This is a genomic window from Pseudomonas sp. NPDC088885, assembly GCF_044750025.1.
GTDB lineage: Bacteria > Pseudomonadota > Gammaproteobacteria > Pseudomonadales > Pseudomonadaceae > Aquipseudomonas > Aquipseudomonas rustica.
Genome location: NZ_JBIVJB010000025.1, coordinates 5,591 through 20,872, shown reverse-complemented (window position 1 = coordinate 20,872; position 15,282 = coordinate 5,591). Strand labels below are relative to the sequence as shown.

Sequence of the window (15,282 nt, the reverse complement as noted above, 5' to 3'; positions counted from 1 at the left end):
CCTCTCCCGGAGGGAGAGGGGGCCGACCGAGGTGTCTGGCGTCATGCATCGACCTGACAATCCGAGTCGATTATGGATTCAACACAGCAAAATCAGGTCGGCGTACTTCTAAAATATCCCCCAATCAGTTCCCTCTCCCTCCGGGAGAGGGCTAGGGTGAGGGGCTTTTGAAGTGTGTGAACAGGTGTCGAAGCGTTGTTCGAATGGCCTCATCGCGAGCAGGCTCAATCTTGGGTTATGAATCCCTGCCCCTGTAGGAGCTGCGGCACGCTGCGATCTTTTGATGTTAAGGATCAAAAGATCGCAGCCTCGTTTCACTCGACAGCTCCTACAGGACGTTTCTCAACCATTACTCTGAGCGTAATGATTCGCCACCGTGCTTGATTGATGCCCCCACCCCACACGCCTACCTTAGCTCCACGACAGCGAACCCCGTGGAGTGAGCATGACAACAACAATTTCCCCCGACTCGCGCTGGACGCGGCGGCGCGATGAGAAGCAGCGCCGCCTCGACAAAGTGCGCGGGCTGGCCGACGGTGTGGTGTTGCCCACCGACAAGATCGTCGCCGCGCTTGAAGCGCTGATCCATCCCGGCGACCGTGTGGTGCTGGAGGGCAACAACCAGAAGCAGGCGGATTTCCTCTCCCGTTCGCTGGCCAAAGCCGACCCGGAAAAGCTCCACGACCTGCACATGATCATGCCCAGTGTCGGCCGCTCTGAGCATCTGGATTTGTTCGAACGCGGCATCGCCCGCAAGCTAGATTTCTCCTTCGCCGGCACCCAGAGCCTGCGCATCAGCCAGTTGCTCGAAGACGGCCTGCTGGAAATCGGCGCAATCCACACCTACATAGAACTCTACGCACGGCTGGTGGTGGATCTGATCCCCAACGTCGTGCTCTCGGCCGGGTTCATGGCCGACCGCGCCGGCAACATCTACACCGGCCCCAGCACCGAAGACACCCCGGCACTGATCGAACCGGCCGCGTTCAGCGACGGCATTGTCATCGTTCAGGTCAACCAATTGGTCGACGACGTCAGCGAACTGCCCCGCGTGGATATTCCTGCGTCATGGGTCGATTTCGTCGTGGTGGCCGACAAGCCGTTCTACATCGAACCGCTGTTCACCCGCGACCCACGACACATCAAGCCTGTGCACGTGTTGATGGCGATGATGGCGATTCGCGGGATCTACGAAAAACACAACGTGCAGTCGCTCAACCACGGCATCGGTTTCAACACCGCCGCCATTGAGCTGATCCTGCCGACCTACGGCGAATCCCTCGGCCTCAAAGGCAAGATCTGCCGCAACTGGACGCTGAATCCGCATCCGACGCTGATCCCGGCGATCGAGAGCGGCTGGGTCGAAAGCGTGCATTGCTTCGGCACCGAACTGGGCATGGAAAACTACATCGCCGCGCGCCCGGACGTGTTCTTCACCGGCCGTGACGGTTCGCTGCGTTCCAATCGGATGTTCTGCCAACTCGCCGGGCAATACGCGGTGGATCTGTTTATCGGCGCGACGCTGCAGGTCGATGGCGATGGCCATTCCTCGACCGTCACCCGTGGCCGCCTCGCCGGTTTCGGTGGCGCGCCGAACATGGGCCACGACCCGCGTGGTCGCCGTCACGGCACCCCGGCGTGGCTGGACATGCGCCACGACGACTCGCAGCAACCGATGCTCGAACGCGGCAAAAAACTCGTGGTGCAAATGGTCGAGACCTTCCAGGAGGGCGGCAAACCGACCTTCGTTGAAACCCTCGACGCGGTAGAAGTGGCGAAGAAAAGCGGCATGCCGCTGGCGCCGATCATGATCTACGGCGACGACGTCACCCACCTGCTCACCGAAGAAGGCATCGCCTACCTGTACAAGGCGCGTTCGCTGGAAGAGCGCCAGGCGATGATCGCCGCCGTTGCGGGCGTCACCGCCATCGGCCTGCGCCACAACCCGAAAGACACCGAACGCATGCGCCGCGAAGGCCTGATCGCCTTGCCCGAAGACCTCGGCATCCGCCGCACCGACGCCACCCGCGAATTGCTCGCGGCGAAAAGCGTGGCCGATCTGGTCGAGTGGTCCGGCGGCTTGTACAACCCGCCCGCGAAATTCAGGAGCTGGTAATGCACGCACTTAACCTGCAAGCGAAACCGCTGTCCCTGGCTGATCGATTGGCCGATCTGGCGGTGGACGCGCTGATCGACGAAGCCGATCTGTCGCCGAAACCGGCACTGGTCGACCGTCGCGGCAACGGCGCGCACACCGATCTGCACTTGGGCCTGATGCACGCTTCGGCACTGTCGTTGTGGCCGGCGTTCAAGGAAATGGCTGAAGCGGCGGTTGCAATCGGTGAAGTCGATTCAACGTTGCGCGAAGCGATTGGCCGTATCGGGCGCGAAGGCGAACAAGCGATGCTCACCACCACCAACGGCGTGAACACGCATCGTGGGGCGATCTGGGCCTTGGGATTATTGGTGACCGCCGCTGCGCTGGAACCACAATCCTCTAGTGCCAACGCAGTCTCTCTGCGCGCTGCACGTTTAGCCTTGCTGGACGATCGCCACGCACCCAAACCCTTGAGCCATGGCGCGCAAGTCGCCCTGCGTTACGGCGCACGCGGCGCGCGTGAAGAAGCGCAACTCGGCTTCCCCTCGGTGCTGCAACGCGGTCTGCCACAACTCAAATGCAGCCGTGGCCAAGCAAGCGGAGAACAGAACGCCCGGCTCGACGCCTTGCTCGCAATCATGACCAATCTGGCCGACACCTGCGTGCTCTACCGCGCCGGCGAAGAGGGTTTGCAGGCTATGCAACTCGGCGCGCAAGCGGTGCTCGAAGCCGGTGGCAGCGCCAGCCTCAGCGGTCGCCGCCGGCTGCACGAACTCGATCAACAACTCATCGCATTGAATGCCTCACCCGGTGGCGCCGCCGACTTGCTCGCCGCCACGCTGCTGCTCGACCGTATCGAGCACAACGGCATCCTTCAGGGAGCGTTTTGATGGAAACCCTATCGTTTGAATTCCCCGCCGGGCAGCCGCCACGCGGTCGCGCGCTGGTCGGTTGTGTCGGTTCGGGTGATCTGGAAGTGCTGATCGAACCGGGCCTGGCCGGCAAGCTGACCATCAATGTGCAAACCTCGGTCAACGGTGCGCAGTTGCGCTGGCAGCATCTGTTTGCGCGGATGTTCGACGGCACCACGCCGCCGGCGATGGCCATCGATATCCACGATTTCGGCGCGACGCCGGGCGTGGTTCGCTTGCGTCTGGAACAAGGTTTCGAGGAGATCGGCCATGACTGACAGCGCAGCGTTGCTCAACAAACACAGCTTCGTCGAGCTCGGCGCGCGGCAACGGGCCAAGGCCTTGCTCGATGCCGGCAGCTTTCGTGAGTTGCTTGATCCGTTTCAACGGGTGATGTCGCCGTGGCTTGAACGTCAGGGCGTGGTGCCGCAGGCCGATGACGGTGTGATCATCGCCAAGGGCAGCCTCGATGGGTTGCCGGTGGTGATTGCCGCGATTGAAGGCGCCTTTCAGGGTGGCAGCCTCGGCGAAGTCGGCGGGGCGAAGATTGCCGGCGCGCTGGAACTGGCGGCTGAAGACAACCGTAAAGGCATTCCGACCCGCGCGGTGTTGCTGCTGGAAACCGGTGGCGTGCGCTTGCAGGAAGCCAATCTCGGGCTGGCGGCGATTGCTGATATTCATGCGGCGATTGTCGATTTGCAGCAGTACCAACCGGTGGTCGGTGTGGTGGCGGGTAGCGTTGGGTGTTTCGGCGGCATGTCGATTGCGGCGGCGCTGTGCAGTTATTTGCTGGTGACTCAGGAAGCGCGCCTTGGTTTGAACGGCCCGCAGGTCATCGAACAGGAAGCGGGGATCGAAGAATATGACTCTCGCGACCGGCCCTTCATCTGGAGCGTGACTGGCGGCGAGCAGCGGTTTGCCAGTGGTCTGGTGGATCGTTATGTCGCCGATGACGTGGCGAAGATTCGTCAGCAGGTGGGTGAATTACTGCAGCAGGGTTTGCCGGCACAGCCACGCAGCCAGCGCGCCAAGTGGTTTCTGCAACGCCTGAGCAGTCTGAACACTGACCCGCAAATCGAACCGTCGGTGGTTCGCGATCTGTATCAAGGAGAGCGCTCATGAGCGGCTATTCACTGCGCGGTTTGAACTGGTTCAACGCCCTGAGCGCGGGCGCTGTCGCGGTCGAAGGGCTGCCGCTATCGTTGAGGGTCGCTGACGGTGAATTGGGGCGTTTTATCGCTGTGGTCGCTGACCCGGACAATCGTTTTCCGCGTGCTCGTAATGGCGAAGTCGGCTTGCTCGAAGGCTGGGGTCTGGCCAAGGCTGTGGATGACGCGATCACGGCTGACCGCGATAAAGCGCAGAAGCGCCCGATCATCGCCATCGTCGATGTGCCGAGCCAGGCTTATGGTCGCCGCGAAGAAGCGCTCGGCATTCATCAGGCGCTGGCCGGGGCGGCGGACAGTTATGCCCGTGCGCGTCTGGCCGGGCATCCGGTGATTGCGTTGTTGGTCGGTAAAGCGATGTCCGGGGCGTTTCTTGCTCATGGTTATCAGGCCAACCGCCTGATCGCGCTGCGCGATCCGGGTGTGATGGTGCATGCGATGGGCAAGGCGTCGGCGGCGCGGGTGACCTTGCGCAGTGTTGAAGAACTGGAAGCGCTGGCCGCCAGCGTGCCGCCGATGGCCTATGACATCGACAGTTATGCGAGCCTCGGATTGCTCTGGGAAACCTTGTCGGTGCAGCAGATTGAACAGCCAACGGCGGAGGATCTATCAAGGGTCAACGAGTGCCTCAAGCAAGCCATCGGTGATATCACCGGTGCTGACTTGAGCAATCGTCTCGGCGCAAAAAATCGTGCTGCCTCCAGCCGTGTGCGCGAACTGTTGAGGGCGCAGTGGTGAGCAGCCCTCTGGCCCACGATCTGCTCTGGGGCATGACCCCGGCGCAATTGCCGGCGGATTCGCCGCAGTGGGCAGTCGAGTCGCTGGCCGCCGGACAACCGGTGGTAGTGCGGCGAGCGCTGAGCGATGAAGGTTTTGTCGCGGTCGGTGTGCGCGGTGTGTTGCGCGAGCAGCGGTTGGCGGCGTTTATGGCGGTCGATTCGATTGCCTGTCGGGTCAGCCCGGAAGCGCTGTGTCAGGTCGACAGCGAGCGCGATCTGCCAGTCATGCAGGCGCTCAAACAACTGCGGCCGATGCTCGATGATTGCGGTTGGGTCTGGGGTGTCAGCGGCAGTGTCGGGTTTGAATTGGCCAGTGGTTTTACCGCGATGCACGCGGCCAGCGATCTCGATTTGATTTTGCGGACACCGCAGATGATCACGCGTAATCAGGCAAGCAAGTTCGTTGAGCTTTTCGATCAAGCCGCGTGCCGAGTCGACATGCAATTGCAGACGCCATTCGGTGCTGTGGCGTTGCGTGAGTGGGCCGGCGGCTCGGCGCGCGTGCTGCTGAAAAACGCTCATCAGGCCTGTCTGGTGATTGATCCGTGGAACCCGCAGGAGCAGGCAGCGTGAGCAGTCTGCTGGTGTTCCCCGGTCAGGGTGCGCAGCAGGCAGGCATGCTTCAGCGCCTGCCTCGGGAAACGCTGGTCGAGGCCAGCGATGTACTCGGTGAAGATGTTTTGCTGCTCGATTCTGCTGAAACATTGCGCGCGACTAGAGCCGTTCAACTCTGCCTGCTGATCGCTGGCGTCGCGGCTTCACGGCAGTTGTTGCAGGACGGACTCACGGCGGATTACGTCGCCGGTCTGTCCATCGGCGCTTACCCGGCAGCGGTGGTTGCCGGTTCTTTGAGCTTCAGCGATGCGTTGCATTTGGTCAGCCTGCGCGGTGAGTTGATGCAACAGGCTTATCCACAAGGCTATGGCATGACCGCGATCATCGGCCTGCAATTATCCACAGTCGAAACGCTGCTGGCGCAGGTACACAGCGAGGATTCGCCGGTGTATCTGGCCAACATCAACGCCGACAATCAGGTGGTGATTGCCGGCAGTGACGAGGCCATGCAAGCCGTGGCCGAACTGGCGCGCAGTCGCGGCGCCGGTCTGGCAAAACGTCTGGCGGTGAGCGTGCCGTCGCACTGTCCGCTGCTGGATAAACCGGCGCAAACACTCGCTGAGGCCTTCGTCAAAGTCGAGTTGAAGACACCGCAGATCGCTTACCTGAGCGGCAGTCGCGCACGCCCTGTGAGCAAAGTCGAAGCGTTGCGCGACGACCTCGCCTTCAACATGTGTCGCGTAGTGGATTGGCGCGGCACCGTGCAAAGCGCCTACGAGCGCGGCGTGCGGCTACAGATCGAATTACCGCCCGGTGCAGTCCTGACCGGACTTGCGCGCCGCGTATTCGAACAAGGCACCGTGACGGCCTTCGACAGCGCTCGCCTCGACACCCTGCAAGCGCTGCTGCGTGAGGAGGGTAGCCGCCAACCCTAAACCGCCGCGACTCAAGCTTCGAACAACAAAAACAACATTCGACGATGCACTTTGAGGACTACAACAATGATTATTTACGGTGTGGCGCTGCTCGCGATTTGTACGCTGGCAGGGGTGATCATGGGTGACATGCTCGGCGCGTTGTTGGGCGTCAAATCCAACGTCGGCGGGGTCGGCATCGCCATGATCCTGCTGATTTGCGCGCGGTTGTGGATGCAGAAACGCGGCGGCATGACCAAGGATTGCGAGATGGGCGTCGGCTTCTGGGGCGCCATGTACATTCCGGTGGTGGTGGCGATGGCCGCGCAACAGAACGTCGTCACTGCACTGCATGGCGGCACGGTGGCGGTACTGGCGGCGATTGGTTCGGTGGTGGTCTGCGGCTGCACGATTGCCTTGATCAGCCGCACCCACAAAGGTGAACCGTTGCCTGACGAACCGCTGGAAATCTCCCCGGTCGGCACGCCAGTAGGGGGTCGCTGATATGTGGGATCTCATCGAAAAAGGTCTGGAACACAACGGTCTGGTCACTGCATTCGCCTTCGTCGGCGTGATCATGTGGGTGTCGGTGGTGCTCTCCAAACGCCTGACGTTCGGACGCATTCACGGCTCGGCGATTGCCATCGTTATCGGGCTGGTATTGGCGTGGGTCGGCGGCACCATGACTGGCGGGCAGAAAGGCCTGGCGGATCTGACGTTGTTCTCCGGCATCGGCCTGATGGGCGGGGCGATGCTGCGTGATTTTGCGATTGTGGCCACAGCGTTTGAAGTGCAGGCGACCGAGGCGAAGAAGGCCGGGTTGATTGGTGTGATTGCGCTGCTGCTGGGCACGATCCTACCGTTCATTGTCGGTGCGTGCATGGCCTGGGCGTTTGGTTATCGCGATGCAGTGAGCATGACCACTATTGGCGCGGGCGCGGTGACTTACATTGTCGGGCCAGTGACGGGCGCGGCGATTGGCGCGACGTCGGATGTGATGGCCTTGTCGATTGCGACCGGGTTGATCAAGGCGATTCTGGTGATGGTCGGTACGCCGGTCGCGGCGCGTTGGATGGGCCTGGATAACCCGCGTTCGGCGATGGTGTTTGGTGGCTTGGCCGGGACTGTCAGCGGCGTTACAGCTGGGCTGGCGGCGACGGATCGGCGGTTGGTGCCTTATGGCGCGTTGACGGCGACGTTCCATACCGGGCTGGGGTGCTTGCTGGGGCCATCGCTGTTGTTCTTCATTGTTCGCGGGATTGTGGGCTGAGCCTCTAACTGATCGTTCCCACGCTCTGCGTGGGAATGCAGCCCGGGACGCTCTGCGTCCCAAAGCGGACGCGGAGCGTCCATTGAGGCATTCCCACGCGGAGCATGGGAACGATCATGGGGTGATCTGCCGATTCGCATACATCCGGCACTCCGCCAACAACGCCAGCAAATTCGGATCGCGCTCCTTGGCCTTCAAAAACACCACGCCAATGTGCTGCTGCAACCGATACTTCGCCTGCAACGGAATCAGCTTCACCCGGTTCTCATACACCGCCGCAATCCGCCCCGGCAGCAACGCATAACCCACCCCCGAACTGACCATGCTCAGCAGCGTGAAAATGTCATTCACCTGCATTGCCACTTTCGGCTCGAACCCCGCCTGCTTGAACACCCGGTTGCCGTCCTGATGCGTGGCAAAGCCCTGGGTCAGGGTGATGAACGTTTCATCACGCACTTCCGCCAGATCGACTTCACTGCGCTGAGCAAACTTTGAATCCGCCGGGGTGGCGAGGAAGATGTCGTCGGAGAACAGCGCAATCTGCTCGCAGTCCGGGTCGTTGATGCTGTCGTCCAGCGACACCAGAATCGCGTCGACTTCCATGTTTTTCAGCTTGTAGAGCAGGTCGATGTTGGAGCCGAGGATCAGGTCGATGTTGAGTTCGCTGCGACGGATCTTCAGGCCCATGATCAGTTGCGGTACGGTTTTTACCGTCAGCGAATACAGGGAGCCGAGTTTGAAACGTTCGGCGGAGAATCCGGCTGCTTCGCGGGTCAGGCGCACGCTTTCGACCACGTCGTTGATCAGTTTCTGTGCGCGTTCTTCGAGGACGTAAGCGCTTTCCAGCGGCGTCAGGTTGCGGCCTTCGTGTTTGAACAACGGGCAGCGCAAGGCACTTTCCAGCGAATGAATCGCGCGGTGCACGCTGACGTTGCTGGTCTGCAGCTCGGCCGCAGCACGGGCGAGGTTGCCGGTGCGCATGAAGGCGAGGAACACCTCGAGTTTTTTCAGGGTCAACTCTTCGTCGATCAGCATGGCGCGGACTCTTTTTGGTATCGGCCGATTGTGCACGGAAGATCAAAAGATCGCAGCCTTCGGCAGCGCCTACAGGGGATCGTGTTCAACAGAAACATTGCGCTTTTACGCTCAAGGCCCGAGCCTTGCGCGCTGCGGTAATGAATGTGAGGTGAGCAATACATGTATCACGGAGAACGATTGAACGCCTGGACCCATCTGGTCGGGGCAGTGGCGGCTTTTGTCGGCGGCGTGTGGATGTTGGTGATCGCCTGCCTCGACGGCAGCCCGTGGAAGATTGTCAGTGTGGCGATTTACGCGTTCACCTTGCTGGTGCTCTACAGCGCCTCGACCGTGTACCACAGCGTGCGCGGGCGCAAGAAAGCGATCATGAAGAAGGTCGATCACTTTTCGATCTACCTGTTGATCGCCGGCAGCTACACGCCATTCTGCCTGGTAACCCTGCGCGGGCCGTGGGGCTGGACGTTGTTCGGGATTGTCTGGGGGCTGGCGCTGATCGGCATTCTGCAAGAGATCAAACCGCGTTCGGAAGCGCGGATTCTGTCGATCGTGATTTACGCGGTGATGGGCTGGATTGTGTTGGTAGCGGTGAAGCCTTTGATCGCGGCGCTGGGCACGACCGGGTTTGCCTGGCTGGCGTCGGGCGGGGTTTTGTACACGGTGGGGATTATCTTTTTTGCCCTTGATCACCGGCTGCGGCATGCGCACGGGATCTGGCATTTGTTCGTGATCGCCGGGAGTCTGCTGCACTTTGTGGCGATTATGTTTTATGTCCTCTAACCAGAATCATCCCCAATCCCCTGTGGGAGCGAGCCTGCTCGCGAAGGCGTCAGTTCAGGCAACATCTTTGTTGAATGAAACACCGCATTCGCGAGCAGGCTCGCTCCCACATTAGTTCTATGCAGGGTTCAGGTTATTGAGTTGTTCTTGCGCACGATCGCTGAAGATTTTCAGCAGATCGTTGAGGGTATGCGGCGGTGGTTCGCTGGCGCGCGTCACGGCGTATAGGGTGATCGGCAGCGGCGGGGCCAGCGGGCGAATCGTGGTAGTTGCCGATGAAGCCCCCAGCGCAGTAAACGGATCAATCACCGCCACCCCCGCACCGGATTCCACCATCGCCCGCGCCAGTGAATACGTCTGCACGGCAATCCGCACCAACGGCGGCGGTTCGACCGCTTCCAGGTAACTGTCGAGCCGCGCCGCCAACGGATCGGCACTCGACAAACCAATCAACGACTCCCCCGCCAAGGCCATCAACGGCAGAGGTTTTCCTGCCTCTTCAACCGGCCAGAAATCTTTCGGCGCCAATGCCACCAACACCCCTGACGCCAGCGCTTGCGCCTTCAATCCCGGGTGATCGGGCAACTGCAACGTCAGCGCGACATCCACTTCACGCATCAACAAATTCTGCATCAGCTCACGGCTGTGCGCGCTGGACAGTTCGCAAGCGATGTCCGGGTAGCGCGTTGTCCACTGATGAATCGCCGGCGGCAGCAGCGACAAGGCCAGCGCCGGCGTCGCGCCGATGCGCAAACTGTGTCCCGGCTCGCGGCGCAGGCTCTGCGCCAGACGCCGCACGCCTTGCAGGCTTTCCGTGACCTTGTCGACTTCGCGCTCCAGCTCCAGCGCTTCCGGGGTCGCCTGCAACTTGCCACGCACGCGCAGGAACAACGGAAACCCCAGTTGCTGCTCAGCGTGCTGCAACACCTTGCTCACCGCCGGTTGCGAGACGTGCAGCAACTGCGCAGCGCCGCTGACCGAGCCGGTCTGGCGAATGGCCTGGAAAATCTCGATGTGACGTAGACGCATGGCGAGTCCATAACCTTTGTTTATGGTTCAGGCATCTTTATTCATTGTCCGGCGGCTGTCACCTGGCTCTAACCTCGGATCCGTCTTTAGCAGGATTCAGAGGCAGCAATGGCTCAGCGTGTGTGCATCATCGGCGGCGGCGTGATCGGCCTGGCAACGGCGTATGCGCTGGTGCGCGACGGTTTTGAGGTGACGGTGATCGAGGCGCGGGATTCCCTCGGCAGCGAGACCAGTTTTGCCAACGGCGGCCAGTTGTCCTATCGCTACGTCGCGCCGCTGGCCGATGCCGGGGTGCCGGTGCAGGCGATTGGCTGGATGCTGCGCGGCGACTCACCGCTCAAGCTGCGTCCGCGTCTGGATCCAGCGCAATGGCGCTGGATGGCGGCGTTTCTCGCCGCCTGTCGCACTTCGGTCAACCGTGAAAATGCCGCGCATCTGCTGCGTTTGGCGTTGTTCAGTCAGAGCACGCTGAAGCGCTGGCGCGAGGACGATGGGCTGGACGGATTCAACTGGCGACGCAACGGCAAACTGGTGACCTTCCGCAACGCCGGCAGTTTTGAGCATGCACGCAAAGGCCTGGCCGATCCGCAGCAACAGCAGGTGATGTCCGCCAGCGAATGCGCGCAACTGGAACCGGCGCTGGCCGATGCGCCGTTCGTGGGTGCGATCTATACGCCGGACGAAGAGGTCGGCGATTGCCACGGTTTCTGTCAGCAACTGGCGGCGCGATTGAAGGCATCCGGGCGTTGCGAGTTTCGCCTCGGCCAAGCGGTGACCGCGATTCGGCACCGTAACGGCGCGGTCACCGCTATCGAGTTGGGCGGTGAAACGCTGCCCGTCGAGCAACTGGTGATCGCCGCCGGCCATCGCAGTTCAATGCTGGCACTGCCCGGTTTACGTTTGCCGCTGTATCCGCTTAAGGGCTACAGCCTGACCGTGCCGATCAGTAGCGAGCACCGTGCGCCGGACGTGAGCATCACCGACTACGACCGCAAGATCGTCTACGCGCGCATCGGCGAACAGCTGCGCGTGGCGGCGATGGTGGATATTGTCGGCTTCGATCCTGCAGTTGATCCGCAGCGATTGGCGCTGATCAAACGTCAGGCCCGCGACACTTTTCCCGAGGCCGGAAACTACGACGCCGCTGTCGAGTGGGCCGGTATGCGTCCGGCAACGCCAACCGGTGTGCCACTGTTAGGCGCCACGGCCTATCGCAATCTATGGCTGAATCTCGGTCACGGTGCGCTCGGTTTTACCCTCGCGTGCGGCAGCGGCCAGTTGCTCAGTGAACTGATTGGCCAACAACACACGTCAATTGATCTGCACGGTTTTAATCCCCGTGCGGCGTGATTGATCAACGCTTTACCGCTCAAACAACCACACCGACAACGGAGAATAACAATGCAAAAAATCACGTTGCTTGCCTGTACGTTGGGACTGCTGATCGGCAGTCAGGCCCACGCCAATGAGGCGCCATTGACTGGCACCCTCGGCAAGATCGCCAGCGCCAATAGCATCACGCTGGGCTATCGCGACGCCTCGGTGCCGTTCTCTTACGTGGGCGACAACACCGGCAAGCCGATGGGTTATTCGGTGGATCTGGCCGGCAGGATTGTCGAGCGCATTCAGCAGCAACTGGCGCGACCGGACTTGAAAGTGAAGTACAACCTTGTCACTTCGCAGACACGGATTCCGCTGGTGCAGAACGGCACGGTCGACCTTGAGTGCGGCTCCACCGGCGTCACCGCCGAGCGGCAGAAACAGGTGTCGTTTTCCTATGGGTTCATCTACGTCAAAGGCCAGTTGCTGACGGCCAAGGACAGCGGCATCAAAAGCTTCGACGACCTGCGCGGCAAGAACGTGGTGACCACGGCGGGCACGACCAACGAGCGCTACCTGAAGAGCTACAACCACGATCACAAACTCGATATGTCAGTGATCAGCGCCAAGGATCATGGCGAGGCGTTCCAGATGCTCGAGTCGGGACGTGCAGCGGCGTTCTATATGGACGACGCGCTGCTCTACGGCGAGCGGGCCAAGGCGCGCGATCCGCATAACTGGGTGGTGGTGGGGGAGGAGCAGTCGCGGGAAATCTACAGCTGCATGGTGCGCAAGGATGATCCGCAGTTTCTGGCGCTGGTGAATGGCGCGTTGGCGGATCTGTATCGTTCGGGGGAGATCAACGGGATTTATCAGCGCTGGTTTGAACAGCCGATCCCGCCGAAGGGGTTGAACCTGGAGTTTCCGATGACCAGCGAGTTGAAGGCGATTATTGCCAAACCGGTGAGTGATCCGGTGCAGTAAATTTCAGATCGAGGTGCGGCCATTCGCGAGCAAGCCCGCTCCCACATTGGATCTTCAGTGAACACAAAATATGTGTCCACCCAAGTACCCATGTGGGAGCGGGCTTGCTCGCGAAGGGGCCCTAAAAATCACCCCATAACTGCTGAGCCACCGCCAATGCAACCACCGGCGCAGTCTCGGTGCGCAATACCCGCGGCCCAAGCCGGGCCGCATGGAAACCGTTGCCCTTGGCCTGCTCAACCTCAGCATCCGTCAACCCGCCCTCAGGCCCGATCAGAAACGCCAGCGTCGCCGGTTTCGCATGACTCACCAACGGCTCCGCCACCGGGTGCAGCACCAGTTTCAACTCGGCTTCGGTCTGCTTGATCCAGTCCGCCAACAACACCGGCGGATGAATCACCGGCACTCGCGAACGACCACATTGTTCACACGCGCTGATCGCCACCTGACGCCAGTGCAGCAGGCGTTTGTCGGCGCGTTCATCCTTGAGGCGGACTTCGCAGCGGTCGCTGAAGATCGGCGTGATTTCATTCACGCCCAGCTCGGTGGCTTTCTGAATCGCCCAATCCATGCGCTCGCCACGGGACAGACCCTGACCGAGGTGGATGTGCAGCGGCGATTCAACCTGACCGGCGAACTGCTCGTTGATCTGCACGGTCACGCGCTTCTTGCCGACTTCCAGCAGGACGCCGCGAAACTCATGACCGGAACCGTCGAACATCTGCACCGCATCGCCCTCGGCCATGCGCAGCACGCGGCTGATGTAATGCGCCTGGGCCTCCGGCAATTCGTGTTCGCCGGTGCTCAGGGGGGCGTCGATAAAGAAGCGGGACAGTCTCATTTCGGGTCTCTAAAAAATTGGCGCGTAGTCACTGTAGTGAAGAGCTTCTGTGGCGAGGGGATTTATCCCCGTTGGGTGGCGAAGCCGCCCCAAAATCTGCTCACGCGGTGAGTCAGGAGTACCGGGTGTGCTGATTTCACGACTGCTGCGCAGCCGAACGGGGATAAATCCCCTCGCCACAGGGTTCTTTTCAAACCTTTAGATGGCAATCAACCCGGATCGCGGAAGCCGGGGTGGAAGTCTTTTGGCACGGCCACGCTGACGCTGTCACGCGTAGCAATGTCGATACCTTCGCTAGCCACTTCGGCGAGGAAATCGATCTGCTCCGGGGTGATCACGTACGGCGGCAGGAAATACACCACGCTGCCGAGCGGGCGCAGCAACGCGCCGCGTTCCAGCGCATGCTGGAACACCTTCAAACCACGACGCTCCTGCCAAGGGTAGGCCTCTTTCGTAGCCTTATCCTTGACCATCTCGATGGCCAGCACCATGCCGGTCTGGCGCACTTCGGAGACGTTCGGGTGATCGACCAGATGCGCCGTCGCCGAGGTCATGCGCTGCGCGAGGGCCTTGTTGTTCTCGATGACGTTGTCGTGCTCGAAGATATCCAGCGTCGCCAGTGCCGCCGCGCACGCCAGCGGGTTGCCGGTGTAGCTGTGCGAATGGAGGAAGGCACGCAGGGTTGGATAGTCGTCGTAAAACGCGCTGTAGACCTCATCGGTGGTCAGGCACGCCGCAAGCGGCAGATAGCCGCCGGTCAGGGCTTTCGACAGGCAGAGGAAGTCTGGGCGAATGCCGGCCTGTTCACAGGCAAACATCGTCCCGGTGCGACCGAAACCAACGGCGATTTCGTCGAGGATCAAATGCACGCCGTAGCGATCGCAGGCCTCGCGCAGCAAGGTCAGATACACCGGGTGATACATGCGCATGCCGCCAGCGCCCTGAATCAACGGCTCGACGATCACTGCCGCGACGCTGTCATGATTTTCTGCCAAGGTCTGTTCCATGGCCGCAAACATGTTGCGCGAGTGTTCTTCCCAGCTCATGCCGTCGGGACGCCCATAGCAATCCGGGCTCGGCACCTTGATGGTGTCCATCAGCAGCGCTTTGTAGGTTTCGGTGAACAGCGGCACGTCGCCGACCGCCATCGCTGCCATGGTTTCGCCGTGGTAGCTGTTGGTCAGGGTGACGAAGCGCTTTTTGTTCGGTTGGCCGCGATTGAGCCAGTAGTGAAAGCTCATTTTCAGCGCGACTTCGATGCAGGACGAACCGTTATCGGCGTAGAACACCCGGTTCAGGCCTTCCGGCGTCATCTTCACCAGACGCTCGGACAGCTCGATCACCGGTTGGTGGCTAAAGCCGGCCAGAATCACGTGCTCAAGCTGATCGACCTGATCCTTGATGCGCTGGTTGATCCGCGGGTTGGCGTGGCCGAATACGTTGACCCACCACGAGCTGACAGCATCGAGGTAACGCTTGCCTTCGAAGTCTTCGAGCCAGACGCCTTCACCGCGCTTGATCGGGATCAGCGGCAGCTGTTCGTGGTCTTTCATCTGGGTGCAGGGATGCCACAACACCGCGAGGTCGCGTTGCATCCACT

The 15,282-nt window shown here is 61.1% G+C and carries 16 protein-coding genes; 12 read left to right on the top strand and 4 right to left on the bottom strand.

The genetic code is table 11. The features are described from left to right. The first annotated feature begins 445 nt into the window (after window positions 1-445). The 9 genes from mdcA (at window position 446) to madM (ending at window position 7,693) form a co-directional block, all read left to right on the top strand. The gene (gene mdcA / locus ACIP1X_RS13185; RefSeq protein ID WP_093429846.1) at window positions 446-2,116 is read left to right on the top strand and encodes a malonate decarboxylase subunit alpha; all 1,671 of its coding nucleotides are present in this window, start codon (window positions 446-448) and stop codon (window positions 2,114-2,116) included. Further along, the gene (locus ACIP1X_RS13180) at window positions 2,116-2,988 is read left to right on the top strand and encodes a triphosphoribosyl-dephospho-CoA synthase (RefSeq protein WP_400752668.1); all 873 of its coding nucleotides are present in this window, start codon (window positions 2,116-2,118) and stop codon (window positions 2,986-2,988) included. Before mdcA ends, ACIP1X_RS13180 begins: the two co-directional genes overlap by 1 nt. Then, complete coding sequence (locus ACIP1X_RS13175) at window positions 2,988-3,287, top strand: malonate decarboxylase subunit delta (protein WP_007913697.1); 300 nt, start codon at window positions 2,988-2,990, stop codon at window positions 3,285-3,287. Before ACIP1X_RS13180 ends, ACIP1X_RS13175 begins: the two co-directional genes overlap by 1 nt. Further along, on the top strand, window positions 3,280-4,131 hold the full coding sequence (locus ACIP1X_RS13170) for a biotin-independent malonate decarboxylase subunit beta (protein ID WP_400752665.1): 852 nt from the start codon (window positions 3,280-3,282) through the stop codon (window positions 4,129-4,131). Before ACIP1X_RS13175 ends, ACIP1X_RS13170 begins: the two co-directional genes overlap by 8 nt. Continuing rightward, window positions 4,128-4,913: a biotin-independent malonate decarboxylase subunit gamma gene (gene mdcE / locus ACIP1X_RS13165; RefSeq protein ID WP_400752663.1), complete on the top strand. Its 786-nt coding sequence runs from the start codon at window positions 4,128-4,130 to the stop codon at window positions 4,911-4,913. The genes ACIP1X_RS13170 and mdcE overlap by 4 nt, the downstream gene beginning before the upstream one ends. Continuing rightward, a complete protein-coding gene (locus ACIP1X_RS13160; RefSeq protein WP_400752661.1) occupies window positions 4,907-5,527 on the top strand; it encodes a malonate decarboxylase holo-ACP synthase in 621 nt (206 codons plus the stop codon). Before mdcE ends, ACIP1X_RS13160 begins: the two co-directional genes overlap by 7 nt. Further along, window positions 5,524-6,444, top strand: a complete 921-nt coding sequence (gene mdcH / locus ACIP1X_RS13155) for a malonate decarboxylase subunit epsilon (protein WP_400752659.1) — start codon at window positions 5,524-5,526, stop codon at window positions 6,442-6,444. The genes ACIP1X_RS13160 and mdcH overlap by 4 nt, the downstream gene beginning before the upstream one ends. Window positions 6,445-6,510: 66 nt before the next feature. Next, window positions 6,511-6,927 (top strand): malonate transporter subunit MadL, encoded by a 417-nt coding sequence (gene madL, locus ACIP1X_RS13150; protein WP_053124679.1) that lies wholly within the window; start codon window positions 6,511-6,513, stop codon window positions 6,925-6,927. Window position 6,928: 1 nt separating this feature from the next. Beyond that, complete coding sequence (gene madM / locus ACIP1X_RS13145; RefSeq protein WP_007913704.1) at window positions 6,929-7,693, top strand: malonate transporter subunit MadM; 765 nt, start codon at window positions 6,929-6,931, stop codon at window positions 7,691-7,693. Window positions 7,694-7,807: 114 nt separating this feature from the next. On the opposite strand, the gene ACIP1X_RS13140 is transcribed toward madM, so the two are convergent. Further along, the gene (locus ACIP1X_RS13140; RefSeq protein ID WP_053124675.1) at window positions 7,808-8,728 is read right to left on the bottom strand and encodes a LysR substrate-binding domain-containing protein; all 921 of its coding nucleotides are present in this window, start codon (window positions 8,726-8,728) and stop codon (window positions 7,808-7,810) included. 162 nt (window positions 8,729-8,890) lie between these two features. On the opposite strand from ACIP1X_RS13140, the gene ACIP1X_RS13135 reads away from it, so the two are divergent. After that, complete coding sequence (locus ACIP1X_RS13135; protein ID WP_053124673.1) at window positions 8,891-9,508, top strand: hemolysin III family protein; 618 nt, start codon at window positions 8,891-8,893, stop codon at window positions 9,506-9,508. 117 nt (window positions 9,509-9,625) lie between these two features. On the opposite strand, the gene ACIP1X_RS13130 is transcribed toward ACIP1X_RS13135, so the two are convergent. Further along, the gene (locus ACIP1X_RS13130; RefSeq protein ID WP_400752654.1) at window positions 9,626-10,537 is read right to left on the bottom strand and encodes a LysR family transcriptional regulator; all 912 of its coding nucleotides are present in this window, start codon (window positions 10,535-10,537) and stop codon (window positions 9,626-9,628) included. Between the two features lie 108 nt (window positions 10,538-10,645). Between ACIP1X_RS13130 and ACIP1X_RS13125 the strand changes: the two genes are divergently transcribed. Both ACIP1X_RS13125 and ACIP1X_RS13120 read left to right on the top strand, forming a co-directional pair. Continuing rightward, window positions 10,646-11,887, top strand: a complete 1,242-nt coding sequence (locus tag ACIP1X_RS13125; RefSeq protein ID WP_400752652.1) for a D-amino acid dehydrogenase — start codon at window positions 10,646-10,648, stop codon at window positions 11,885-11,887. Window positions 11,888-11,938: 51 nt separating this feature from the next. Next, window positions 11,939-12,841, top strand: coding sequence for a transporter substrate-binding domain-containing protein (locus tag ACIP1X_RS13120; protein WP_053124667.1), 903 nt, complete (start codon window positions 11,939-11,941; stop codon window positions 12,839-12,841). 121 nt (window positions 12,842-12,962) lie between these two features. Here the strand turns inward: ACIP1X_RS13120 and ACIP1X_RS13115 are convergent, their stop codons facing one another. Together ACIP1X_RS13115 and ACIP1X_RS13110 are read right to left on the bottom strand one after the other, a co-directional pair. Then, window positions 12,963-13,682 (bottom strand): 16S rRNA (uracil(1498)-N(3))-methyltransferase, encoded by a 720-nt coding sequence (locus tag ACIP1X_RS13115; protein WP_282358748.1) that lies wholly within the window; start codon window positions 13,680-13,682, stop codon window positions 12,963-12,965. Window positions 13,683-13,891: 209 nt separating this feature from the next. After that, on the bottom strand, window positions 13,892-15,282 hold a 1,391-nt coding region (locus ACIP1X_RS13110; protein ID WP_400752648.1), incomplete at its 5' end, for an adenosylmethionine--8-amino-7-oxononanoate transaminase.

Excerpts from the sequence above, each read along its gene's own strand:
- ACIP1X_RS13175 (WP_007913697.1), top strand. The coding sequence starts at position 2,988 with ATGGAAACCCTATCGTTTGAATTCCCCGCCGGGCAGCCGCCACGCGGT.
- mdcE (WP_400752663.1), top strand. The coding sequence starts at position 4,128 with ATGAGCGGCTATTCACTGCGCGGTTTGAACTGGTTCAACGCCCTGAGC.
- ACIP1X_RS13125 (WP_400752652.1), top strand. The coding sequence starts at position 10,646 with ATGGCTCAGCGTGTGTGCATCATCGGCGGCGGCGTGATCGGCCTGGCA.
- ACIP1X_RS13140 (WP_053124675.1), bottom strand. The coding sequence starts at position 8,728 with ATGCTGATCGACGAAGAGTTGACCCTGAAAAAACTCGAGGTGTTCCTC.
- ACIP1X_RS13120 (WP_053124667.1), top strand. The coding sequence starts at position 11,939 with ATGCAAAAAATCACGTTGCTTGCCTGTACGTTGGGACTGCTGATCGGC.
- ACIP1X_RS13130 (WP_400752654.1), bottom strand. The coding sequence starts at position 10,537 with ATGCGTCTACGTCACATCGAGATTTTCCAGGCCATTCGCCAGACCGGC.
- ACIP1X_RS13180 (WP_400752668.1), top strand. The coding sequence starts at position 2,116 with ATGCACGCACTTAACCTGCAAGCGAAACCGCTGTCCCTGGCTGATCGA.
- mdcA (WP_093429846.1), top strand. The coding sequence starts at position 446 with ATGACAACAACAATTTCCCCCGACTCGCGCTGGACGCGGCGGCGCGAT.
- madM (WP_007913704.1), top strand. The coding sequence starts at position 6,929 with ATGTGGGATCTCATCGAAAAAGGTCTGGAACACAACGGTCTGGTCACT.
- ACIP1X_RS13135 (WP_053124673.1), top strand. The coding sequence starts at position 8,891 with ATGTATCACGGAGAACGATTGAACGCCTGGACCCATCTGGTCGGGGCA.
- ACIP1X_RS13170 (WP_400752665.1), top strand. The coding sequence starts at position 3,280 with ATGACTGACAGCGCAGCGTTGCTCAACAAACACAGCTTCGTCGAGCTC.
- ACIP1X_RS13115 (WP_282358748.1), bottom strand. The coding sequence starts at position 13,682 with ATGAGACTGTCCCGCTTCTTTATCGACGCCCCCCTGAGCACCGGCGAA.
- madL (WP_053124679.1), top strand. The coding sequence starts at position 6,511 with ATGATTATTTACGGTGTGGCGCTGCTCGCGATTTGTACGCTGGCAGGG.